This is a genomic window from Niabella drilacis, from assembly GCF_900101395.1.
GTDB classification, from domain to species: domain Bacteria; phylum Bacteroidota; class Bacteroidia; order Chitinophagales; family Chitinophagaceae; genus Niabella; species Niabella drilacis.
Genome location: NZ_FMZO01000018.1, coordinates 82845 through 107332, shown reverse-complemented (window position 1 = coordinate 107332; position 24488 = coordinate 82845). Strand labels below are relative to the sequence as shown.

General features: G+C 45.5%; 12 protein-coding genes. 9 read left to right on the top strand and 3 right to left on the bottom strand.

What is annotated here, in order from left to right; translation table 11 throughout:
- Positions 1 to 804: 804 nt before the first annotated feature.
- On the bottom strand, positions 805 to 2286 hold the full coding sequence (locus BLS44_RS22455) for a hypothetical protein (RefSeq protein ID WP_090392653.1): 1482 nt from the start codon (positions 2284 to 2286) through the stop codon (positions 805 to 807).
- A 182-nt stretch (positions 2287 to 2468) separates the two neighbouring features.
- Here BLS44_RS22455 and rbsK point away from each other — a divergent pair, with 182 nt between their 5' ends.
- The 5 genes from rbsK (at position 2469) to BLS44_RS22430 (ending at position 10725) form a co-directional block, all read left to right on the top strand.
- Positions 2469 to 3392 carry a ribokinase gene (rbsK, locus tag BLS44_RS22450; protein ID WP_176954521.1) on the top strand — a complete coding sequence of 308 codons (924 nt, stop codon included), beginning with the start codon at positions 2469 to 2471 and terminating at the stop codon, positions 3390 to 3392.
- A 98-nt stretch (positions 3393 to 3490) separates the two neighbouring features.
- On the top strand, positions 3491 to 4492 hold the full coding sequence (locus tag BLS44_RS22445) for a GRP family sugar transporter (RefSeq protein ID WP_090392650.1): 1002 nt from the start codon (positions 3491 to 3493) through the stop codon (positions 4490 to 4492).
- Between the two features lie 152 nt (positions 4493 to 4644).
- Complete coding sequence (locus tag BLS44_RS22440) at positions 4645 to 7896, top strand: SusC/RagA family TonB-linked outer membrane protein (protein WP_090392648.1); 3252 nt, start codon at positions 4645 to 4647, stop codon at positions 7894 to 7896.
- 7 nt (positions 7897 to 7903) lie between these two features.
- On the top strand, positions 7904 to 9673 hold the full coding sequence (locus BLS44_RS22435) for a RagB/SusD family nutrient uptake outer membrane protein (protein WP_245729359.1): 1770 nt from the start codon (positions 7904 to 7906) through the stop codon (positions 9671 to 9673).
- A 29-nt stretch (positions 9674 to 9702) separates the two neighbouring features.
- Positions 9703 to 10725, top strand: a complete 1023-nt coding sequence (locus tag BLS44_RS22430; protein WP_090392646.1) for a nucleoside hydrolase — start codon at positions 9703 to 9705, stop codon at positions 10723 to 10725.
- Between the two features lie 146 nt (positions 10726 to 10871).
- On the opposite strand, the gene BLS44_RS22425 is transcribed toward BLS44_RS22430, so the two are convergent.
- A complete protein-coding gene (locus BLS44_RS22425) occupies positions 10872 to 12290 on the bottom strand; it encodes a TlpA family protein disulfide reductase (RefSeq protein WP_090392644.1) in 1419 nt (472 codons plus the stop codon).
- Positions 12291 to 12401: 111 nt separating this feature from the next.
- On the opposite strand from BLS44_RS22425, the gene BLS44_RS22420 reads away from it, so the two are divergent.
- Together BLS44_RS22420 and BLS44_RS22415 are read left to right on the top strand one after the other, a co-directional pair.
- Positions 12402 to 13319: an N-acetylmuramoyl-L-alanine amidase gene (locus tag BLS44_RS22420; protein ID WP_090392640.1), complete on the top strand. Its 918-nt coding sequence runs from the start codon at positions 12402 to 12404 to the stop codon at positions 13317 to 13319.
- Between the two features lie 337 nt (positions 13320 to 13656).
- A complete protein-coding gene (locus BLS44_RS22415) occupies positions 13657 to 15201 on the top strand; it encodes an alpha-N-arabinofuranosidase (RefSeq protein WP_090392638.1) in 1545 nt (514 codons plus the stop codon).
- Between the two features lie 425 nt (positions 15202 to 15626).
- On the opposite strand, the gene BLS44_RS22405 is transcribed toward BLS44_RS22415, so the two are convergent.
- Positions 15627 to 16715, bottom strand: coding sequence for an acyltransferase family protein (locus BLS44_RS22405; RefSeq protein ID WP_090392634.1), 1089 nt, complete (start codon positions 16713 to 16715; stop codon positions 15627 to 15629).
- A gap of 413 nt (positions 16716 to 17128) precedes the next feature.
- On the opposite strand from BLS44_RS22405, the gene BLS44_RS22395 reads away from it, so the two are divergent.
- Together BLS44_RS22395 and BLS44_RS22390 are read left to right on the top strand one after the other, a co-directional pair.
- A complete protein-coding gene (locus BLS44_RS22395; RefSeq protein ID WP_143019893.1) occupies positions 17129 to 21196 on the top strand; it encodes a hybrid sensor histidine kinase/response regulator transcription factor in 4068 nt (1355 codons plus the stop codon).
- Positions 21197 to 21351: 155 nt separating this feature from the next.
- Positions 21352 to 24438 (top strand): SusC/RagA family TonB-linked outer membrane protein, encoded by a 3087-nt coding sequence (locus tag BLS44_RS22390; RefSeq protein ID WP_090392629.1) that lies wholly within the window; start codon positions 21352 to 21354, stop codon positions 24436 to 24438.
- Positions 24439 to 24488: the final 50 nt, after the last annotated feature.

Here is a 24488-nt window from a genome sequence, read left to right as displayed (position 1 = left end):
ATGTGAGGCTTTTTTGTGTGTATATGTGTATAGGTATCCCGATACGCTGCGCTATCGGGACTCCGCTTCGCTCCGGCTGCCATTCTTATTGAAGAGCCTCACAGTGATGTGAGGCTTTTTTGTGTGTATATGTGTATAGGTATCCCGATACGCTGCGCTATCGGGACTCCGCTTCGCTCCGGCTGCCATTCTTATTGAGCGCCTCACAGAGATGTGGGGCTTTTTTTGTGCGTATAAGTGTGTAGGTATCCCGATACGCTGTGCTATCGGGACTCCGCTTTGCTTCGGCTGCCATTCTTATTGAAGAGCCTCACAGAGATGTGAGGCTTTTTTTGTGCGTATAAGCGTGTAGGTATCCCGATATGCTGCGCTATCGGGACTCCGCTTTGCTCCGGCTGCCATTCTTATTGAAGAGCCTCACAGAGATGTGAGGCTTTTTTTGTGCGTATAAGCGTGTAGGTATCCCGATATGCTGCGCTATCGGGACTCCGCTTTGCTCCGGCTGCCATTCTTATTGAAGAGCCTCACAGAGATGTGAGGCTTTTTTTGTGCGTATAAGCGTGTAGGTATCCCGATATGCTGCGCTATCGGGACTCCGCTTTGCTCCGGCTGCCATTCTTATTGAAGAGCCTCACAGAGATGTGAGGCTTTTTTTGTGCGTATAAGTGTGTAGGTATCCCGATACGCTGTGCTATCGGGACTCCGCTTTGCTCCGGCTGCCATTCTTTTTTTGTGTGTATGGGTACCATACAGGAGCTATCCCGCTACAAGACCCCGCCGCAATCTCCATCACAATGACCACGGCTATGATACAAATTTGGAAAGTACCCATTCAACAAAGTTGAAAGAGCTGAGGATCCTGCTTTCGGCAGGGTTCTTATGAATCGCAGTTACAAGGTCAGCAAGCTTTTCCGCCTGTTGCCGGTTCCGGAACGCTGAATTTTGCCAGGGATGCAATGCAATCGCTTTGAAAAGTAATTTTTCGATATTGGGGATACCGGATGGCCGGGATGCCGTAAAACGTTTGTAAGACCTGACCTCGTAATCGAGGTATTCCAGGTCCCGGGATTCATAGTGCAGTACGATGTTAAAACATCTGCAGATATTGTAAAAGGAACTGCGGTCGGGTTGCCGGGCTGTAATGACAGGGGTTAGTATTTTTTTTGCTTTACCGGGTTGTTGATTTTTATAATAGATCAGTGAGCAGTAGAACAGGAGCTTTAATTGCTTTTGGGGATGCACGGATGAAAATTCACTGAGTACCAGGGAGGAAACGGACCGGATCTGCTGCAGGGCGTTTCCCCAGGCTCCGTTCGCAACCAATACCTCCAGTTCGAATAACAGGGTTGTCTTTTTTACCAGGTAGTTGAAATAATCAGGGTATGCTTTGTGCTCTAACAGCGAAAGTTTTTTGATGAAATAGGGCATCTGATCGAATGCATGAACAGCTTTTAAATTTTCCAGTAACCCGTCCAATGTATCGTAGTAGTCCAGCGGGGGGTGTTGCAGGGGGATTTTATGTTTTTCAAATAACCCGTTCAGCAGGTAAAAGGTCTTTAACGCGGCATTATAGTTCCCCGTATGGCTGAAATAAAAGGATTGAAATAAGAGATGCAGCTTTTGTGATTCGGGGTTTTGTTTTACCCGGTTGTTGATAATAGCCATTTCTTCAAACAGCAGGTCATCGAAACCGGCCGGAGCAGCCGGGCTTCCGCCCGGTGTTGAATGAATAAGCCGGTGCTTTAATAATTCATAAAGGGCATAGTGCTCCTGGAGACTCCTGGTGTTTTTTAACAGGTCTCTGGCTGTCTGTTGCTCTGCAATCAATTGTTTTTCCGAGATACCCCTGAAATTTATTTCGGAGAGCCGGCTGAGCTCTTCACGCTTAAGGATATATTTTAATAAAAAGTCGTCGGTTGTGTTGGAGCCCGATAGCAGGACCCGGGCTTGTTTTATTGCCTGGTTGGGCAGGTTCCGTTGCCGGAGGGTTTTAACCTTCATCATGCCATAAAGCAGCAGCAGCCCCGCATCATTTTTTAACTGGTTCCTCACAAGCATATCACATAGCAGTTTGTGCAGGTATTGTGTTGCCATATTTAAAGAAGCCGCGGGATATATTTTTTTGAAAGACTCTTTTATAACAAGAGGATCGCCTGCCTGCGTAACCAGGTCAAAAAGCTGCAGGTACACTTTTCCCTTCTGCGATTTTCGGGTAATGAGTTTGAATTGTCGTCTTTCCGCAACAGATAATGTATTCGCCAACTCAATAACCGATGCTAAGTTCATAATTATCTTATTTGCCGAAGTTTGTTGTTCGTAATTTATTGATATGTATCGTATTGCACTATTGTCTTGAGGTTTTCTCCTGATTTGCAATTATTAAATTTAATTAAATTTTGCTTTAAATAAGGTTTTTAAAACTTTAATTTTATTTCCATATTAGTTTTTGAAAAATAATGGAACACGATATGCCTGCCAGAAAAATAGCGATTGTCGGAAGTACCAATATGGATATGGTGGTAAAAGCGGAACGGATACCGGTTCCGGGAGAAACCACGCTGGCCAGCCAGTTTTTTATGAATCCCGGTGGAAAGGGCGCCAACCAGGCGGTAACGGTGGCCCGGTTGGGTGGAGATGCCCTGTTCATTACAAAAGTGGGCAACGATGTATTTGGGCGCCAGGCTTCCCGGCTATTTGACGAAGAAGGAATTGACTCCCGTTTTATGCTGGAAGACCCTGAACTTCCATCCGGTGTTGCGCTGATCACCGTAGACAAGGAGGGGGAAAATAGTATTGTCGTAAGCCAGGGCGCAAATAAAGCCCTGTTACCCGATGATTTTACCCAGCCCCTGCTGCATGAACTGGAACAATGCAAAATGGTATTGATGCAATTTGAAATACCAATGGAAACCGTACACTTTATAGCCCGGTATGCTGCGTCCAAAGGATTAAAGGTGATTATTAACCCCGCTCCTGTGCAGGAACTGCCCGGGAGCCTGTACCCATACATTGATATTCTTACGCCCAACAAAATTGAGGCAGGGCTGCTGGCCAGGGTTGAAATAAAAGATACGGAAACTGCAAAGACCGCTGCAGGAGTGCTCCTGGCCAGGGGAATAAAAAAGGTCATTATTACATTGGGGGCGGAGGGCGCATTGATAGGAGATGAGAGCGGGATGACACTGATCCCTGCTTTAAAAGTGAGCCCGGTAGACACAACGGCTGCAGGGGATGTATTTAATGGAGCGTTGGTGGTGGCATTGGCCAATGACAAGCCGGTTGCAGATGCTATCCGGTTCGCCTGCCGGGCTGCCGCTATTTCCACAACCCGGCAGGGTGCACAGGCTTCCATTCCCTACTATAATGAAGTGATTGCCGGGGTTATGAGATAGGTGGAGTAGCGAATATCAGGTATAGCGGATAGAGAACGGATCGGTCGGTCCGTATTTTTAGCCAATGCATAACGATTGAATAAAAAGAGCGTTTCTTTATGTATATAGTAGATAATTACCAGCTGGCGGTGCTGTTCTGTATCGTAACCATGCTTTGTTGGGGCTCATGGGCCAATACACAAAAAATATCCGGTAAAAACTGGCGGTATGAATTTTTTTACTGGGATTATGTCATCGGAATGGTGCTCTTCTCGCTGCTGGCTGCTTTCACTCTGGGAAGCCATGGACAGGGCGGGCGGAGCTTTGAAGCGGACCTTATGCAGGCGGGCAGCGCCAATATCGCCAGCGCACTGGTTGGCGGTGTTGTCTTTAATGCAGCAAACATCCTTTTATCTGCGGCAATCGCCATAGCCGGTATGGCGGTAGCGTTTCCTATAGGGATCGGACTGGCCTTGGTCATTGGAGTGCTGGTAAATTATATGACCCTGCCTAAAGGGAATGCGGCCCTGTTATTTACAGGAACAGTATTGATCATCATTGCCGTGATCTTGAATTCGATTGCCTACAAAACCAAGACCCGGCATGCTGCTGTTTCTATGAAGGGAATTATGCTTTCGGTAATAGCCGGGATCTTAATGGCGTTCTTTTACCGGTTTATTGCAGCATCTATGGATCTGAATGATTTTATAAGGCCCGAAGCCGGCAAAATGACACCCTACACCGCATCCGTAATATTTGCAGCCGGTGTTTTGGGCAGTAACTTCCTGTTTAATACGATCCTGATAAAAAAGCCGTTCATTGGTAACCCCGGAAGCTATGCCGAGTACTTTAAAGGAAGATTCCGTTTGCATATTCCTGGTATTGTAGGAGGTGGGATCTGGGGGCTTGGAAACCTGTTTAACCTTATTGCAGCGGGAAAAGCAGGCCCCGCAATTTCTTACGGGCTGGGACAGGGCGCTACCCTGGTTGCAGCGCTATGGGGCGTATTTGTCTGGAAGGAGTTTAGAGGCGCCCCGGCCCCGGTATTCAAAATACTTTTTATCATGTTTGCCTTATTTATTGCCGGGCTGGTGCTGATCATAAAGGCAGGGAGCGGGTAACAGAAACAACATAATTTGTTAACGCGGTATTCATTAGGTTTCATAGTACGGACGATATTTTTGCAACCGCTAAATTTCAACAATAGCGGTACTGTATATCTTCTGTAAGATCTCATTGAACAGTTGATTTTTTTTAACCAAAAAGGAATAAGATGCTCAGGGAAGTAAGTTTTAAAAACGGGATGAAGTCCTTTTCTCTTTTATGTGTAATATTGAGTCTTGCACTCAATAGTTTTGCGCAGGATAAAAGCAGATCCATTAGCGGTACTGTCAGCGATAAGGCAGGCAATGCAGTACCCAATGCCACCATTGCCCTAAAAAGCGGGGACAATACCTTTTCGACACAGGCCCTTGCTGATGAGCAGGGACGGTTCTTTTTTTCCGGAATGAAAGAAGGTACATATGAGCTCCAGGTATCTTCAGTTGGGTTCGAGCCACTTTCGGTAAAGAATGTCAAATATGACGGTACACATCCGCTGCGGTTATCTTATACATTAGACCCGGCAACCAACCAGCTGGCAGATGTGGTGGTAGTGGGTTATGGAACCCAAAAGAAGATCAATCTTACCGGTGCGGTGGATCAGCTGAGCGGGGCCGCCCTTGAGGGCCGCGTGCAGCCTTCCATTACACAAATGCTGCAGGGCGCAATACCTAACCTCAATGTAAATCCGCTCGACGGAAAGCCAAACAGGGATGTGTCTTATAACATCCGCGGGGCAACTTCGGTAGGACAGGGCGGAAGCGCGCTGATCCTGATCGATGGGGTTGAGGGGGATCCTTCAACATTAAACCCCAATGACGTGGAGGCGGTTACCGTACTTAAAGATGCGGCATCTGCAGCCGTGTATGGGTCAAAAGGTACCTTTGGGGTAGTGCTTATTACAACAAAGAATGCTAAGAAAGGAAAGGCTTCCGTTACCTATTCAGGAAGCGCGTCTATTCAAAAACAGACGACCCGGCCGGACTTTGTTACCGATGGGTATGAATATGCATCTCATTTTTATGAAGCATATAATGCCTGGAATAATTATTCTTCGGTACCCGCAAAGCTGAACAAGACCCAGATCTTTACATTGGACTGGTTAGCGGAATTCAAAAAAAGAAAAGAACAGGGAAATACAGAAGAAGTAACGGTAGATGCCAAGGGCAACTATGTTTATTATGGTAATGCCGACTATTATGGTGCGCTGCTCAAAAAATCAACCTTTACACAACAGCATAATCTTTCTGTAAGCGGCACTTCTGATAAGTTTGAGTACTACCTGTCGGGCCGTTATTTTGGCAGCGATGGTATTTACAACTATAACCCGGATCTGTATAAGAATTACAGCATGCGTGCCAAACAGGGGCTGCAGGTAACCGACTGGTTAAAGGTGATGAATAATATGGATTATTCTTACTATTCCTACCGCGATCCTATTACCGCGGGGGAGGGGGGCGTTATCTGGAGAAATATTGCCGACGAAGGGCATCCCACATCGCCCATTTTTAACCCGGATGGCACGTTCAGCTATTCTGCTGCTTATACGGTGGGTGATTTTATCTATGGTAAAAATGTCCGGAATAATGCGGGATCCAATCTCCGGAATACGACCAGCTTTGAAACAAAGTTTTTTAACAACAGCTTTCATATTAAAGGGGATTTCACCTTCCGTTCTCAAAAGTACGAGCTCACCCGTGTGAGGGTTCCGGTGCCTTACAGCGTAAAACAAGGCCAGGTCTTATTCCTGGAAACGTCTTCCAATGATAACATTTATACAGCGGATCAGCGTTGGAATTATTTAACCGCCAACCTGTATGCTGATTATGAAAAGCGCTTTGCAAAACACTATATAAAAGGACTGTTGGGGTATAACTATGATCAAAGGGTTTATTCTTCAAAGTATATCACGAAGAATGGACTATTATCTCCCGAAACGGAGAATATCAATCTGGCGCTGGGAAATTCCGTTACAGCAACAGGCGGATATAACAAATACCGCACTACCGGCCTCTTTTACCGGCTGAACTATATCTTTGATGAACGCTATCTCTTTGAGGTGAACGGCCGTTATGATGGTTCCTCCAAGTTTCCCGGCAATGAGCAGTGGGGGTTCTTCCCCTCCGTATCCGCAGGCTGGCGTATTTCACGGGAACATTTTTGGAATGTGAGTCCCTCTGTTATTGCTGATCTGAAGCTGAGGGGATCTTATGGCGCACTGGGTAATGGAAATATTGATCCGTATTCTTATTTGGAACAGTTTTCGATCAGTACGTCCGGGCGTATTTTAAACGGGGCCAAAAATCCTCAAACCAGCGCACCAGGGGTGATCCCCGATAACCTGACCTGGGAAACGGCTCAAACCGCAAACTATGGATTGGATATCGCCTTCCTGAAGAACCGGCTTACTTTTACGGGAGATTATTACATCCGCAAAACGCTCAATATGTATACCGTAGGTCAAACCTTACCGGATGTGTTTGGTGCAAGCTCACCCAAAGGAAACTACGCCGACATGACAACCAAAGGCTTTGAAATTTCGCTTGGGTACACCGACTTTTTCCTTATGGCTAACAGGCCTTTTAATTATAGTGTTAAGGCAACCCTGGCCGACAACCACTCGCGCATCGACCGGTATAATAATACCACCGGAGGCCTGGGCGATTATTATGCAGGTCAGCAGATCGGCGAAATATGGGGGTATGTAACACAGGGGCTTTTTCAGAACCAGGAGGAAATTGATAAAGCGCCCAGGCAGCCGGTTATTAAGTCATCCAATTCCGGGAAAATTTATCCCGGCGATATCCGGTTTGCCGATTTAGATAACAGCGGTGTTATTGATTATGGAAGCAATACCCTGTATAGCCACGGAGATAAAAAAATAATCGGGAATAAGACGCCACGTTATTTATACAGTGCTACGGTTAGCCTCGACTGGAATAATATATACTTTTCTGCATTTGTTCAGGGGGTAGGCAAGCAGAACTGGTATCCCAGTAACGAGTCCATTTTTTGGGGACAGTATAACAGGCCATACAATAATTTACCCACCTGGCACCTGAACAATTACTGGACGGCGGATAACCCCAACGGGTATTTTCCAAGGTATGCGGGGTATAATGAGTCATTAAAACTGAATGCGCAAACCCGGTATTTGCAGGATGTTTCTTATACGCGGCTCAAAAACATCCAGGTCGGATATAGCCTGCCTGCTGTGATGGTGAAGAGAATAGGGCTTCAGGCGGTACGGCTTGGTCTTTCGGGTGAGAACCTGTTTACCTGGTCGCCATTGTATAAGCGAACAAAAGATATCGATGTTACAAATATTGGAAATTCAGACCCGGATGTGAGCAGTGGTTATGGAGATGGATTCAACTATCCCACGATGAAGAGTTACAGTTTTAATATTTTGATTACGCTATAAACAGAAAATGATGAAAAAGTTAGTCTATATATTTTCGTTGTCAACTATATTATTCTCTTCCTGCCAGATGGAAGAGCTTCCGGAAGCAACGGCATCCGTAAAAGATATCTTCGGAAGCGAGAACGGGATGAAAACCTACTGTTACTCTTTTTATAATATGCTGCCCTCCGGAACCAATGCCTATTCGATGGATGCGATGGCCGATTATGGCGGAGTGAATGGGTTGAACGCTTTTATACAGGACGGTGCTTATAAGGCAGAAAACAGTTCGGGCTGGGATTGGGGCAACCTCCGGAATGTTAATTATTTTATTGAGAATGCGCAAAAGGCAAATGTAACCGACGTTGTAAAGAATAATTATCTTGGGATCGCCCGTTTTTTCAGGGCGTATTTCTACCTGGATAAGCTGATCCGTTTTGGGGAAGTGCCCTGGATCGATCATCCGCTTCAGGTAACAGAGAGTGATGTTTTATATGGTAAAAGAGAGGCGCGTACCATGATCATTGACCATATTATCGAGGATCTTGATTTTGCATATCAGAACATGAGTGCCATCACTTCTGATGGGTCACTGATCACAAAGTGGACAGCCCTGGGGCTGAAGACGAGGGCTGCATTGTTCGAAGCTTCGTTCCGTAAATATCATACCGAGCTGTCACTTGCCAATACTGCCGATAAATACTACCAGTACGTAGTAGATGCGGCAACAGAACTGATGAATAAAGGCCCCTATACGATTTACAACGGGGGCGGCCCCCAGGCCTCCCAGCGGCAACTCTTTATTTCCGATAAGCCGGTTACTTCGGAGGTAATGCTGGCAGTGGTGTTAAGCAAGGACCTGGCTGTTTTGGGCGATGCCAACTGGTGGTGGACCTCGGCTACTTATGGCCCCCGCTACAGCCTGGTGCGCCCGTTTATCAACACGATACTCAACAGGGACGGAACTCCCTATACCAGCCGTGCCAACTATAAAACGGAAACCTTTTACCAGGAATGCCAGAACCGCGACTTCCGGTTGAGCCAGCTGATCCGTACCCCGGGCTATACCCGCAACGGCAGCGCCGCCCCCCCTAATTTTGCCAGCTATTCCTATACGGGATACCAGCCTATAAAATATACGCTGGATGACAGCTATTTTGATAACGGCGGATATAATACGAACAACCTGCCCCTGATGCGGTATGCTGAAGTGTTGTTGAATTTTGCAGAGGCAAAGGCAGAACTGGGAACGCTTACGGATCAGGACTGGAGCAAGTCTATAGGGGAATTAAGAAAACGCGCCGGGGTAACCGGTGGTTTGACGCAGAAACCCACGATGGTGGATACGTATCTGAAGGAAACGTTTTTCCCGGATATTAATGATCCGGTGCTGTTAGAGATTCGCAGGGAGCGCCAGGTAGAACTGGCACTGGAAGGGTTTCGCTTCAACGATCTGAAGCGCTGGAAAAGAGGAGAACTGATGGCCACGTTGGAATGGAGTGGCATCTACGTACCGGCTTTAAATACATTGATGGATCTGGACCAGGATGGTACCCCCGATGTTGTTTTTTATGATGGTGCGCAGAGCGGGCCCACCATTGATGTTCCCAAAGGCTGCGCTAAGGTACCCATCGGCGGAAAGAGTACCAATTATCAAACGCTTACCGCCGACAAACACCTGGAGTGGTTTAGGTCGCAAACCCGTACCTGGTATGCTGATGGCCGCCAGTATTATTATCCCATTCCGGCATCAGCCATTGTAAAAAACAAGAACCTGACCCAGAACCCGGGGTGGTGATCTGATTTAGAAATAAAAATAAATGAACGATGAAAATACGGACGATTGCTTTATACCCGGTGCTGTGCCTGTTGTTTTGTAGTATTACGGTCTACAGCCATGGCGCGGAAGATGCAGGCCCGGGTACCCGGAACAGCAAAAAGCTGCGTGTCATTTTTGATACGGATATGGGGCCGGATTATGATGACGTAGGCGCTATTGCTATGCTGCATGCTTTTGCAGACAGTGGTTATGTAACTATTTTGGGCACCATTGCCAGTACAAAATATGAAGGAGTAGCCAGTGTACTGAATGTTTTCAATACCTATTTTAACCGGCCCGGCATCCCGGTGGGTGTGCCCGGGCAGTGGGCATACGCAGACAAGGATCCGCAGCACTGGACGGATTCGTTAATTGCCCGCTATCCGCATACGATAAAAAACAATGCGCAGGTTCCGGATGCGGTGAGCCTGTACCGGAAAATACTGGCCGGGCAGCCTGATAACAGTGTAACCATTATTACCGTTGGTTTTTTTACCAACCTGAACAACCTGGTTCATTCCGGTCCGGATCAGTATTCCCGGTTAAATGGATTGGAACTGGTAAAAAAGAAAGTAAAGAACCTGGTAAGTATGGCCGGAAAATTCCCGGAAGGAAAGGAGTTCAATGTATATAAGGATGCTGCTGCGGCATACGATCTTTTTAAAGTATGGCCCAAACCCGTATTGTTCACCGGTTGGGAGATCGGCCAGCAGATCAGGACAGGACTAAAACTGATCAACGATGCTTCCATCAGGAATAGCCCGGTAAAAGATGCCTACAGGATATCCATACCCCAGGCGGCATCTGATCACAACGGGCGTATGAGTTGGGATCAGACTGCTGTGTTGATAGCCGTTAAAGGCTGTCACAATTTCTTTGGGATCCAGAAAGGGGCGATTGAAGTAGCGAAAGACGGGAGTAATAAATGGATCCGAAAACCGGATGGCCCCGCTGCTTACGTTACTCCAAAAATGCCTTATGAACAGCTTGCGGCATATATCGAGCGGTGGATGATGCATCAGCCTATGTAATATTGTGTCAAACTTAAATAAATGATCAATACATTTATCCATAAGGCTTGGTAAATATAAGTATTTAAAATTTTTCTTTTAGCTTCAGAAGAGCTTCTATAGTAGTGCAGTGTTGTGGTTAAATTATTAAGAAGGAATAATTCATATTACAATAATTTATCAATAAACTCATATATATCCTTATCGCTTGGTTTCGGAGCTTTCAAACTAATTAGCTTCCCTGTTTGATCAAAAAGCAAAAACCTTGGAATAGAAACGATATTAAAACTCTTCGCAAATTTTGATTGAAAGTTATTGATTAATAAAAAATGTTCGTTTTGTGAGGGCAAATCATCTAAAAATGTATTCTGTAACATTTTCTCCCAGTTCCCGTTATCAGAATCCATGCTTATAGATATAAAAGAAATATTTTTTTCTTTATAATGTTTTTTCAGTTTTTTGAAATCGTTCATTTCGGCAAGGCAGGGACCACACCAGGTTGCCCAAAAGTCAATGTATATCAGCTTTCCCTTTTTGTTTGTTAGAATGTCATTAATTCCAACCAATTGTTTTTGTCTATTTAATAATTCAGATTTTGCATCTACATTTATTAGTTGCTTTCCTTTTAGGTAATTTTTTATTCTATTTACATAGGTGTCGTTTCTGCATTTTGAATAGAAAAGAGGAAGAAGGGTTGAATCAATTTGCTTGCCCTGCAAGTGCTCATATATTATCGAAAACATTATACGGTCTCTATTATTGCCGGTAAAAGCAGTATCAGCATTTAGAAGCTTTTCTTTAGGAGTAGGGCTCCGGCTAAGTTTAATTGCAGTTAAGTAGCTGTTATAGAAACCTAAAAAAGCGCGATAAGTGTTTATATTTTGGGCTAAAGTCTCGTCATAGATAGCCTTATTTGAGAGAAGTTGTCTAAGTCTAATTGGCAAGGAATTTTCCAAAGAGTATTCGTATCCCTTTAATGATAGATATAAGTATCTATACAATAACCAATTGCTAATTAAAGAATAAAATTCCTTGCTTACGCTATTCTTATATTTATCCAGTATCGTCATTCTTTTTTCATATATAGAATAGATTGCAGAATCCCTGGCATTATTGTTTTTTTGGGTCTTGGGATATTTGACTTTATATGCTTCAAATTCCATATCATTTTTTACACTTTTGGGAACAAATGGTATCCTGTCCAGCGCAAAATAATCTTCATAGATAAAAGAACCGTATCTATCATAAATTTCTTTAGCACATAAAATTTCCTGATCCCTTTGGGAATTATTAAATGAAGAAAATATGGCAGCCCCATTTTTAACCTCCAATCGAATAGAATCATTTGGAAAAAGAATCAATGGTTGTTGAAACCCCGTTTGATCATATATCATTGGAAAGAGGATATTTGTTTTGAAGGTCCTATTGCCGCTATCAAATTGAACCATATCATTAATTAAAAGCTCATTGATCTGATAAAAATTAAGTTTTTCTTTCCCGAAATACTGAACAGTTGTATTTTGAGCAAGTAAGCTATTGCAGAAAAAAATTAAGAAAACTAAAAAGCAAATTTGACAGGTCTTCATTTTTGATATGTTCTTTATAAGAAGCTAAAACTGTATCACCAAGTTACTAAAAAAGAAAGAATCTCCATCTCCGTTTTTAGTACTTTATACTATTGCTGATTTCTGGGCATTATGCAACAGCCTCCACCTTCGGAAATTACAAGCAAAGCTTCTTCTGAAGCCCCTGCCTCCCTAAGGTATAAATCATTCATATCCAAAAACGCTGACGTTAACCCTAGGACTTTAGTGTTGGGAAGCCCTCAGCACTATTTGTGTCTAACGGATAGTTTGCAAAGAACTTTCTCAAGAAAGGTTTATTATGACAACCTCCAAACAATAATAGATCAAATTTCCGAAACGCCAGATGATAAACGAAGCCCTGCAGTTAATACCGATAACTGGTACGCAGCTATCGATTTTAATATTAGGAAGCCTCATTTTATTATATTACATCACACTGCTCAAAGCAGTGTCGAACAGGCGCTTTTTACTTTTTCTGTTCGAAAGAAATCAGAGACCAGTACGCATTATGTAATCAGCAGGGATGGTAAGGTTTATCAAATGCTCAACGATTATATCAGATCTTATCACGCCGGTGCTGGTAAATGGGGAAATGTTAGTGACATGAATTCGTGCAGCCTTGGAATAGAAATTGACAATGACGGCGAAAAAGATCAGTTTACAAGTGTCCAGATGAATGCGCTTATAAAACTACTCGCTTATTTAAAGCAAAAATATAGCGTACCAACAGGGAACATTATTGGGCACTCAGACTTTGCTCCGGTGAGAAAGAACGACCCAAGTGTCCTCTTCCCATGGTCCCAGCTTGCTTCTGCTGGATTTGGATATTGGTATGATATAAGCAATTTAAAACAACCTCCTCCAAATTTTAATCCCTTATTAGCTTTACGTGTAATTGGCTATGATATAAGTGTCCCAGAAAATGCCATAATTGGGTTCAAGCATCATTTCATTCAGAATAATGCGTCAAAAATTCTGAATGATTATGAAAAGAAAATCATATACAATATAATGTTAAAATATGAATAAATGATTTTAAAAAACTGAAAAGTATTTGTTTTTAAATAACTAAGGGAATGGGGTATTTAAGTACACCCGGTTCCTAAAATCTAATGTGGGTTAGCATCTAATACTAATTTCTATACTTTTGAGCAAACTATTCCGGGGTTTCCGCAAACCCACCAACCACAGGTAGCTCCGGCGCTTCCACCCCCTTCAGCTAAATTAGCAATTCCCTCATTTGTAATATCAACAGCAGCTGCCCCCGGCAGCGTAAAAACTATTTGGAGTAATCGGGAAGAAGCTGTAATTTTAGTTTTTTATAATTGTTTTTTTGACAATTAATAGAATAGCTAAAAACGATAAAATGAAACGAAGCCTGCTTCTTTTTGTATGCTTACCGGTTGTTGCGCTTTTGAATGCACAGCGGGAGACTACACTCACTCTCCAGCTAAAAGATACGCAAACCACCATCAGCCGTCATATCTATGGCCATTTTTCGGAGCATCTTGGCCGCTGTATTTATGATGGTTTTTGGGTAGATCCGGCAATGAATATTCCAAAAAAAGACCGGATCCGGCTGGATGTGGTAGCGGCCCTCAAGCGGATCCGGATCCCCAACCTGCGCTGGCCCGGTGGTTGTTTTGCAGATGAATACCACTGGCGTGATGGGATCGGGGAGCGGAGTAAGCGGCCCAAAATGATCAATACGCATTGGGGCGGCGTTACGGAGGATAATAGTTTTGGCACACACGAATTCCTGGAGCTTTGTGCCTTGCTGGGCACGGAACCCTACATTGCCGGGAACGTAGGCAGCGGCACCGTGGAAGAAATGTCGAAATGGGTAGAGTATCTTAATGCAGATGGCGATACGCCGCTGACGCGGTTGCGGAAGGGGAACGGCAGGGACCAGCCCTGGAAGGTGCGTTTCTGGGGCGTGGGCAATGAAAGCTGGGGATGCGGTGGCAATATGACCCCGGAATATTATTCCGGCGAATTCAGACGCTATGCCACCTTTGCAAGGAATTACCCGGGCGCTTCGTTAAAAAGGATAGCTGGCGGCGCTAACTCGGCTGATTACAACTGGACCGAGGTGTTGATGAAGAGCATACCCCACAATATGATGTGGGGACTTAGTTTGCATCACTATACTGTGCCCACCGGGAGATGGAACCAGAAAGGATCTGCCACCCGCTTTGATGAAAAGGAGTATTTCAATACCATGAAGAACTGTCTTTTTATGGATGAGCTGGTAACAAAGCACGCTGCCATTATGGATCGGTATGATCCTGGAAAACGGGTGGCACTGGTAGTGGACGAGTGGGGGATCTGGACCGATGTAGAACCCGGAACCAATCCCGGTTTTTTATACCAGCAGAATAGCCTCCGTGATGCGCTGATCGCTGCTACCACCCTGAATATTTTTAATAACCATGCAGACCGTGTACGAATGGCGAATCTGGCACAGACGGTTAATGTGCTCCAGGCATTGATACTGACGAAGGGAGCCGATATGCTGCTGACCCCAACTTATCACGTATTTGATATGTACCAGCAGCATATGGATGCCCGGCTGGTACCGCTGAAGATCACAGCACCGGATTATATAAGCGGTACACAAAAGATCCCGGCCGTTAACGCCTCGGCTTCCCTGGATGCAAAAGGTCGTTTGTGTATAACACTGGTTAATATCGACCCGCAAAATAATATGACCATCCACACGCCGCTGCCGGGTACGGGGTACCGGAACATCAACGGGAAACTCCTGCACTCGGGGGCATTTACCGACGTAAATAGCTTTGAGCATAAAACAAAAGTAACGCCTGTTGCGTTTAAGGGTGCACAACTGAAAGCCGGTGAACTGACGGTGCAGCTCCCACCCCTTTCGGTGGTAAGCCTTTTACTGGATTAGTCATTACCGTATTGCTTACGCGTATGCTCTTTAATAGAATATGTTCCGGTTATGAAGATCTTTTGGCTGTTCAGGTATCCGTCCGTTATGATACTCCAGCTTTTATCCGCTGCCGGCCCCGGTCGTTTTTCGTAATGCGGATATAAGCACAGGTACTCACCGCAGCTGGTGCTCATGGGCTGCGCTGCTGTATGCGACCCTTTGCCTGTATGCAGCCGGCATGGTAACTGTATCCTGGCAGCCCCGTTTTTTAAACCGTACTTAGAGCCTGTTTAAAATTCATTCAATGGCTTTATTATGGCTGTTTTGGGCTGCAACTGCGTTAAATTTTTCGCCATAGTGGCCTACTATGCCTGCAAAATTTTCCTTGTTTCGCTCCAAAATAGCTTCATAATAAATTCCATCAATAAAATTTAAACAGGCTCTTATAATCTGAAAAATATTTTTTTCTTATACAGGAAATAACAGATGCCCCATTCCAGTGCAAAAATGCTGAGGGCGGTAATATATTGCATTAACCGCGGAGGAAACCGGGCCAAATCCATCAGCCCGTTGGTAACTGCCCCAACATACTCATTAAACCACCGGTGCCCTACGATCTCGAAGAACAGGTAAATAAAAATAGAATTCATACCTACTACTGTAAAAAAGAAAAGATACCTGCGGTGGTTTTTAATATCGATCCACCAGTAGCATACTGCCAGCCCCAGTAAACACCAACCCAGTGAGGCAAGTGTAAACGAAGTGGTAGCGATCCTTTTAATGATCGGAGTGATGTGTAGCCCGTCCATTCCAAAACCCAGTAAAAGACAAATGCCCGATCCTATCAATAATGTTTTTACTTTGTCCCTGCGATCGCTTAATAAAAGCTTGCCCGCAAGTGCCCCGGCTATGGTATGTACCGCAGTGGGCAGGCAATTGATGGCTACCCAGCCGCCGGGGTTGATCTTATGCATCAGCAGCAGGTCAATATAATTGCCAAAATTGTGCTGATCGGTAAACGGCTGATCAAAACCGGGTATATGGGTAAAGCGGTATAAGAGTTCTGTAAGTAAGAGAATGCCTGCACCTATTATTATTTGGGTACGGCTGCTGAGGTCAAAGATTAAAAATGCCAGCAGCATGGTAAAAGAAAGCTGTGTAAGCACATCCCATAATTCGAATGACAAGCCTGTTTTTCTTACCGCATAATCCAGCACTCCCCAAAAGAATAGCCACCCGCTTCTTTTCAACGCCTTTTTAAAAGATCCGGACCAGGGTACGCCATTTTGTTTTTGCCGGTGTAATGAGTAGGCCATAGCGGTACCGGCAATAAACATAAAGCCCGGCTGGATCAGGTCCCAGAACCGAAGCCCGTGCCAGGGATGATGATCGAACTGCCTGGCGATGTTGTGGAACCATGTGCCTTCCGAATGATCAGACAGAATGCCATAAAGCCCGGCGCTTTCCAGTGCCAGTAGTACCATAATGAAACCGCGGAGAAAATCGAGGGACAATAATCTTTTTGGAAGCATCGTAATAATGAATTAAGGGGTATGATAAAATGATCGTTAAAGAAGCCGGTCAAAATTCTGTTTCCCGAAAGAGAACGGGGCGTTAAAAATAAGCAAAAAAGAAACAATGCTGTGGCGGTTGATACCGGGGGAAACAATGCATCTGATTAGCATTGATCCGCCCCTGGGGGGCGGGTCTGTTTGGCCCTTAAATTTTACGCAGCTCCTGCTGGGGCCGGGGAATGCCCACTATAAACACGGGACCCCTGCAATAACTGAAAAAGTTCCTGGTTCTCTCTTTTCACCCGATCCAGATGTGTTTGCGCTGCTACAGCCGGCTCCTGCTGGCAAAAAATACGTAGATTCGTTTTCCCGTAAACAGGGGTATTTAAAGGTCGGTATCCTTCAATTTGAATAATCAAATCCTGGTATATATGCGCTTGGGTGTATTTTCTGTTATGCTGTTATTGAGCTGTACCATTTTATCAGCAGAAAATATTCCTGTTCAGAGTATTGGTATCTCCCAGGGGCTTTCCAATAATTCGGCTACCAGCATTGTACAGGATAAATTTGGTTTTATCTGGATCGGCACTTTTGATGGGCTGAACCGGTACGATGGATTTGAATTTAAAGTGTTCCGGAATAAATGGCGGGATACCGCTTCTTTGATCAATAACCATATTGTAACATTAGGCGTCAGCAAAACGGGCGTATGGGCCGGTTCCCTGAAAGGTGTGAGCTTTTTTGACTATGCGCACCAGGTTTTTCAATCGTTCAATTACCGGCCTTTTAACACGGGGAACATTCAAAAACTGGAGGCGCGGTGTAACGAGCTGTTCATTACCAATGATACGGTATATTTAGGTACCGATGATAAAGGCCTTTTGATATTGGAACCGGGAAGGAAATGGTTTTCGCAGATCCTGTATAATACCATTGCCGACTACAATGTGCAGGGTATATGCGAATACAACGGCACGCTGTATCTGTTTATTAAGAATATCGGGCTGTGTTCTTTCGACAGAAAGACCCGGCGTATCCGGTTGGTATCTGACCGTATTACGGATGGTGGAAAATTGTTGCCGGTTCCTGGGCAGCATTTGATTTACATCGGTTCACAAAATGGATTATTTCAATATAATATCCATTCCCGCAAAATTGAAGCAAGCATATATAACAAAGATATACCTGCCCGGAATGTGACCGGCTTACTGCTGAGCAGGAATGGCCGGCTCTGGGTAAGTACGGATGGCGGCGGAATCGCCGTATTCAATACAGCAGGTGCCCCGATGGACTACATAACGGCGGGCAATGCTGCCAGCCAGTTAAAGAGTGGTGCTGTATACAGTGTTTTTGAAGACCGGGAATCCAGGAAATGGATCGCAACTTTACGTGGGGGTATCGGTATTGCCGACAACAAAAAGCTGTTATTTGAATCAGTTAAAAAGGACCCGTTTAATAAAAATTCGCTGGTTAGCAATTTTACCCTGTCGTTTAGTGAGGATGCCGGGCATGATATCTGGATCGGAACAGATGGAGGCGGCCTTTCCCGCTGGGATCCGGGAGCCAATAGCTTTTCCAATTTTACACATAACGCCGGTGACCCGGGATCCCTGGGCAGCAATTTTGTTGTAAGCCTCCTGGCTGATTACCGGAACCGACTGTGGGTGGCCACTTTTGGAGGCGGGTTGCAGCTGATGGACCGGACCTCCGGAACGTTTGTGAATTATCCCTGCTATAACCCGGCCTTAAAAAAGTATGACATCAATTTCTGGAAGCTGTTCCAGGACCGGGAACACCGGCTATGGGCGGGGGCCACGAGGGGTGGGGCTATGTACCTGTTTAATGAAGCATTGAATAAATGGGAGCTTTTTGATAGCCGGCTTACCAATATCCATGCCATTAACCAGGATAAGGAAGGTGGGCTGTGGGCTGGTAACTATAAAGAGCTGATTGCGGTAGATACAAAGGATAAGCGGCACCTGCGTTACCCGGTCGATTACCCGGTTCTGTGTATTTATGTGGACTCCCGGAACCGGATCTGGCTGGGGAGCGAGGGCGGCGGGCTGGTGCTCTTCGATAAACAGAAGCATACGTTTAGGCATTTTACAGAAGCCGATGGCCTGCCCGGAAACACCATCCTGAATGTGCTGGAAGATGCTGCCGGGTATTTGTGGTGCAGCTCCTACAATGGCTTATCTCGATTTAATCCCGATAAAAGGGAGGCGCATAATTTTGATGTGGACGACGGATTGCAAAGCAATGAATTTAACTATAACGCCGCGCTGCGCCTCCGTAATGGCCAGTTGATCTTTGGGGGTATCGACGGGTTTAATAAATTCGATCCCGGAACCATCATTGAGCGGAACAGCACAATGCGCCCGCCAACGATCACTTCGGTAAAGGTTAATAAAATACCTATTGAACAAACTGCGTACTGGCGGGAGGAAGTGCCCGTTGAAAATATAGCGGCAGTAGAGCTGCCGTTCAAAGATGCCAATCTTGACATCTCTTTTGTTACGATGGCTTTTTCTTCGCCGGGCAAGATACAGTATGCTTATTTTCTGCAGGGGTGGGACAGGAGCTGGAACCACACTTTGTCCCGTAGTTTGACCTATAATAACCTGAGAGAGGGAACCTATACCTTATATATTAAATCCACCAATGAATCCGGGGAATGGGGCCGGGATCTAACAAGACTTCAAATAACCGTATTGCCGCCCTGGTACCGGAGCTGGTGGGCATGGCTGTTGTACACAAGCATTGCCGTTGCGGTCATTTACGGGTATTTAAAGTATAAAACGAACCGGCAAAAACTCAAATATGAGGTACAGCTGGCCCGGATAACAGCACAGAATGAGAAAGAGCTGAGTGAACGGAAGGCGTCATTTTTTACCAATATAACCCATGAGTTCAGAACCTTGCTCACGCTGATCATTAATCCCATTAATGAGCTCATACATAATGGAGGCGAAGATGAAAAGCCGGTGGAGATCAAAGTTGCCTACAACAATTCCCGCAGAATGCTGCGTCTTGTGGACCAGCTATTGCTTTTCAGAAAAGCGGATGCCAATGCATCCGGCCTTTCGATCGGGAATTATAAGATCTACGACCTGTGCAAAGAGGTGTTTGACAGTTTTTATTACCAGGCTAAAGTAAAGAATATCAGCTACGAGCTTTGCTGCGATAACGAGGCGACCGAAATTTTTGCAGATGCCGAGAAAATAGAGATAGCGGTTTTTAACCTTCTCTCCAATGCGCTGAAGTATACGCCGGAACGGGGAAGGATCCGGTTGAACATCCGGGATACCCCAGATGCGGTACTGATAGCGCTATCGGACTCGGGGCCGGGGTTTGATAAGACCATCGGTAACCGGATTTTTGACCAGTATTACCAGGTGAAAACGCTGGAGTCAAAGAAAAAGCCAGGTTTTGGCCTCGGTCTTTACCTGGTTAAGAACTTTATAGACCTTCATCATGGACAGTTGTATTATGAAACGGAAGTCGGAAAAGGTACAACTTTCTATATCCGGCTTTTTAAAGGGAAAACACATCTTCCGGAAAATGTGCTGATCGCCGGTGAGGAACCCGAAAAACACTTAGCCGAAGAGATATTGGCGGGAGAGCTGGAATTGCCTTCTGCGGAACCCGCTCCAAAATTGGATGCAATTGCCTCCGACAAGAAGAAGATACTGATCGTTGATGATAATGAAACACTGGTACAGTATATCGAAGGTATATTCTCGCCGGAATATCATGTATTAATAGCATTGGATGGAGCCCGGGCCTTTAGCCTGGCAATATCAGAGCTGCCGGATATCATCATTACAGACCTTAATATGCCCGGAGCCATAAACGGGTATGATCTCTGCGTGAAAATCAAGGCCGATAACCGGTTGAAGCATATCCCCATAATTTTACTTACCGGGGAGGACTCTGCGGCAATGAAACTGCTTTGTATAAAAAGCGGTGCCGCAGATTATATATTGAAGCCATTTGAAAAAGAGCTGCTCATTGCAAAAGTGAACAACTTTATTGCTTCCCGGACCCATTTGCAGCAGTACTTTTTAAACCACGTGACGCTTAAGGAAAACAATCTGAATGTACTGGAAAGTGAAAAACTCTTTTTAGACCAGTGCATCAAAGTGGTAGAGGAACATTTGTATGACGAACAGTTTGCCATAAATATGCTGGCGCGGGAAATGGGAAAAAGCCATTCCGCCCTGTACAAGAAAATTAAACAGCTGTCCGGGCATACCGTCAGCAGTTTTGTAAGGATGATCCGGCTGCGCAAAGCCGCAGCCTTACTTATTAATACAAATTGCAATGTAACAGAGGCCGCCACCGAGGCCGGCTTTAATGATATCAAGCACTTCAGAACACAGTTTACCAGGCTTTTCGGTTGCACCCCCTCAGAATATATCAGGAAGTACCGGCGCCAGTTCCAAAAAAGCTACACGATCAGTGAAGCGGGAAAAAGAAAAAACACCTCTCAGCAGTAAAAAATACGAAAATTACCCCCTTTTTTCAGAAAACACCCCCTCTAAAGGGGGTGTTGCTGTATAATTTTATTGGCAGAAAACTAAAATTCTGTTTCAAGCTTTAGAACCAGCCAGGTTTACAAAATCAAATCAAAAAAAATTAAACGATTGTTTTAATGGAAAACTATTCAGGAAAAAGCAGGTTATCTTCTTTTTATGCTTTAATTGTTCTGTTTTTACTCGTGCTTATTTCACCCCGGGCTTTTGCGCAAAGCCCCGTCAAAGGAACCGTTACCAGCTCCCGGGGAGAAAGGCTGGCAGGGGTAACCGTATCTGTAGTAGGCAAAACAACAGCCGTCATGACCGATGGAACAGGTCATTATGCTATTCCTGCGGCTAAGGGAGACCGGCTGCAATTTACCAGTATTGGCTTTGCAGCGCGGGAGGTAGCTGTCCTGGGGGATGAGAATATTGATGTGGTGCTCGATAATGAATTGGTGGCGGCTATGAATGAGGTTGTGGTGATCGGGTATGGTACGCAAAAAAAGGCTACGTTAACCGGGTCCGTATCTTCTGTAAAAGGAGATGAACTGAAGAAAAGCCCGCAGCCGGATGTTTCCAACAGCTTTGCGGGGCGGGTGTCGGGGGTTATTGCCAATAACCGGAGTGGGGAGCCTGGTTACGACGGATCAAGCATATTGATAAGGGGCCTGGCAACAACAGGAAATAATGACGTGCTGGTAGTCGTAGATGGCGTCCCCGGCCAGATAGGAGGGCTGTCAAGACTGAACCCCAATGATATTGAGGATATTTCTGTGTTGAAGGACGCCTCTGCCGCCGTTTATGGAAGCAGGGCGGCTAACGGTGTTATCCTGGTTACTACAAAAAAGGGGAAGTCGGGGAAGCCCCAGATAAGCTATAATTTTAACCAGGCCTTTACTTCGCCAACGAGGTTGCCAAAACTGGCGGATGCCTTTACTTATGCTACCATTCAAAATGAGATCGCCTACTACAATAGCCAGGATAAGGGGATGAACCAGATCTATTCGGAAGAGCAGCTGCAAAAGTTTAAAGACGGAAGCGATCCGTTAAACTACCCGAATACCAACTGGCCGGACCTGGTATTGAAAAAAATGGCCCTGCAAAGTAAGCATGATATTTCCGTGAGCGGTGGCGGAGAGAATGTGAAATATTTCCTGTCGGCAGGCTACCTGAACCAGGACGGGTTGTATAAGAACGGTGTTACCCGGTACAAACAATACAGTTTCCGGTCAAATGTTGATGCCAATATCTCTAAACGGCTGAAGGTGGGGCTGTTGTTATCGGGCCGGCAGGAAGACCGGATGTTTCCTCAATCGGGAGCCGGCGATATCTTCCGTTTTCTGTACAGGGCCTATCCAACGGTTGCCGCCTACTATCCCAACGGTCTGCCCACTACCGGTATCGAAAACGGCAACCCGGCCATTATGGTAACCGATATCCCGGGCACCAATTACAATCCTACGCTTGTTTTTAACGGTGTTCTGAAAGGCGCATATGAAATACCAGGCGTAAAGGGGCTGGCATTGGAGGGAATGTTCAGCGTTGATAAATCCTCCGGGTTTGATAAGAATTTTGCAACCCCCTATAACCTGTATCAATACAACGCTGCAACCGGTACCTACACGCCCAATGTGCTGGGTGGTATCGACAAGCAGGCTACCTTATACCAGTCTCAGACCAACCAGTATCAGTATGTTTCCAATATACGTCTTAATTTTGACCGGCGGTTTGACAAACACAGCATCAATGCGTTTGTTGGCTACGAGCAAAGCAACTATCACAGTGACAATTTTTCCGCATACAGGAAGCATTTTCCAACGTATACCACGCCGGAGCTAAGCCAGGGCGGAACCGCCGATGCAGATAAGTCGAGCGATGGCGGAAGCTATACCTACACCCGGAAGAGTTACCTGGGACGGGTTGCCTATAATTACAGCGAGAAGTATATGGCGGAGGTACAGGCGCGGGTGGACGGTTCATCCACCTTTGGGCCCGGTCACCAATACGGCTTTTTTCCTGCAGTGTCTGCAGCATGGCGCATATCCAACGAGGACTGGTTTCATAAAGGTGCCGTTATCAATGATCTTAAGTTAAGGGCCTCCTATGGTATACTGGGCAATGATAACGTAGGGCTTTTCCAGTATTTTAATAATTATTCGTTAAACAGCCAGTATGTTATCAATGGAGTTATCGTGCCTGGCTATGATCTTACGTTGCTGGCAAACCCGGATATAACATGGGAAAAAGCCAAAAAGCTGGATATAGGCCTGAACGCTGTTTTCCTGAAACACTTTAACCTGGAGTTCATTTACTTCCAGCAAAAGCGCACGGATATTCTTGCGCAGCGGAATGCTTCCGTTCCCCAGCTGTCGGGTATCAACAGTGCCATCATACCCGCTGAAAATATAGGCAAAGTAGATAACAACGGGTTTGAGTTTACACTGGGCTACAATAAGCGGCTGGATCAGGACGCCGGCATCTACTTTTCGGGAAACCTTACCTATGCAAAAAGCAAAATTGTTGACATAGATGAAGCACCCGGAACACCGGAATGGCAAAAGCAGACCGGCCGTCCTTTAAATACCTATCTTTTGTATAACAGCATCGGGATGATGCGGACAACAGACGATTTTTCAACCTACCCCCATCCGACAACCACACCGCGCCAGGGCGATCTGGTTTACCAGGACTATACAAAGGATGGTAAAATTGATGCCAATGATATGGTACGTACAAAATATGGGAATATCCCCCAGGTTACCTATGGCTTTACCGCCGGCGGGGATTATAAGAATATAGATCTGACGATATTATTTGCCGGTCAGGCACGGGTGAGCCAGTATGTGCTGCCCGAATCGGGTACGATCGGGAATTTCTACAGCTCCTGGGCCGATAACCGCTGGAGCCCCTCCAACCCGGGCGGCAGTTACCCCAGGGTGGATGAACGCGCATCCAACTCGGTCAATGGCGGCGCTTATCCCAGCACTTTCTGGCTGAATGATGCATCCTTTATCCGGCTGAAAAATGTAGAGCTCGGTTATACCATCGTAAACCCGTTGCTGACCCGCATAAAGTTATCAAACGTCAGGGTATACGCCAGCGGGTTCAATCTGTTCACTATTACAAAAGTAAAAGACTATGACCCGGAAGGCAGCAGTGGCTCCGGGCAATTTTACCCGCAGCAGCGGATCATCAACCTTGGCCTGAACCTGAGGTTCTGACCGGAAATACCAGCACTGCCTTTGCCGTGATTGTTTTTGCAAAATCCGGC

What these genes read in the sequence shown, in the direction of transcription:
- BLS44_RS22455 (WP_090392653.1), bottom strand. Translation starts at nt 2,286, where the DNA reads ATGAACTTAGCATCGGTTATTGAGTTGGCGAATACATTATCTGTTGCG.
- rbsK (WP_176954521.1), top strand. Translation starts at nt 2,469, where the DNA reads ATGCCTGCCAGAAAAATAGCGATTGTCGGAAGTACCAATATGGATATG.
- BLS44_RS22445 (WP_090392650.1), top strand. Translation starts at nt 3,491, where the DNA reads ATGTATATAGTAGATAATTACCAGCTGGCGGTGCTGTTCTGTATCGTA.
- BLS44_RS22440 (WP_090392648.1), top strand. Translation starts at nt 4,645, where the DNA reads ATGCTCAGGGAAGTAAGTTTTAAAAACGGGATGAAGTCCTTTTCTCTT.
- BLS44_RS22435 (WP_245729359.1), top strand. Translation starts at nt 7,904, where the DNA reads ATGATGAAAAAGTTAGTCTATATATTTTCGTTGTCAACTATATTATTC.
- BLS44_RS22430 (WP_090392646.1), top strand. Translation starts at nt 9,703, where the DNA reads ATGAAAATACGGACGATTGCTTTATACCCGGTGCTGTGCCTGTTGTTT.
- BLS44_RS22425 (WP_090392644.1), bottom strand. Translation starts at nt 12,290, where the DNA reads ATGAAGACCTGTCAAATTTGCTTTTTAGTTTTCTTAATTTTTTTCTGC.
- BLS44_RS22420 (WP_090392640.1), top strand. Translation starts at nt 12,402, where the DNA reads ATGCAACAGCCTCCACCTTCGGAAATTACAAGCAAAGCTTCTTCTGAA.
- BLS44_RS22415 (WP_090392638.1), top strand. Translation starts at nt 13,657, where the DNA reads ATGAAACGAAGCCTGCTTCTTTTTGTATGCTTACCGGTTGTTGCGCTT.
- BLS44_RS22405 (WP_090392634.1), bottom strand. Translation starts at nt 16,715, where the DNA reads ATGCTTCCAAAAAGATTATTGTCCCTCGATTTTCTCCGCGGTTTCATT.
- BLS44_RS22395 (WP_143019893.1), top strand. Translation starts at nt 17,129, where the DNA reads ATGCGCTTGGGTGTATTTTCTGTTATGCTGTTATTGAGCTGTACCATT.
- BLS44_RS22390 (WP_090392629.1), top strand. Translation starts at nt 21,352, where the DNA reads ATGGAAAACTATTCAGGAAAAAGCAGGTTATCTTCTTTTTATGCTTTA.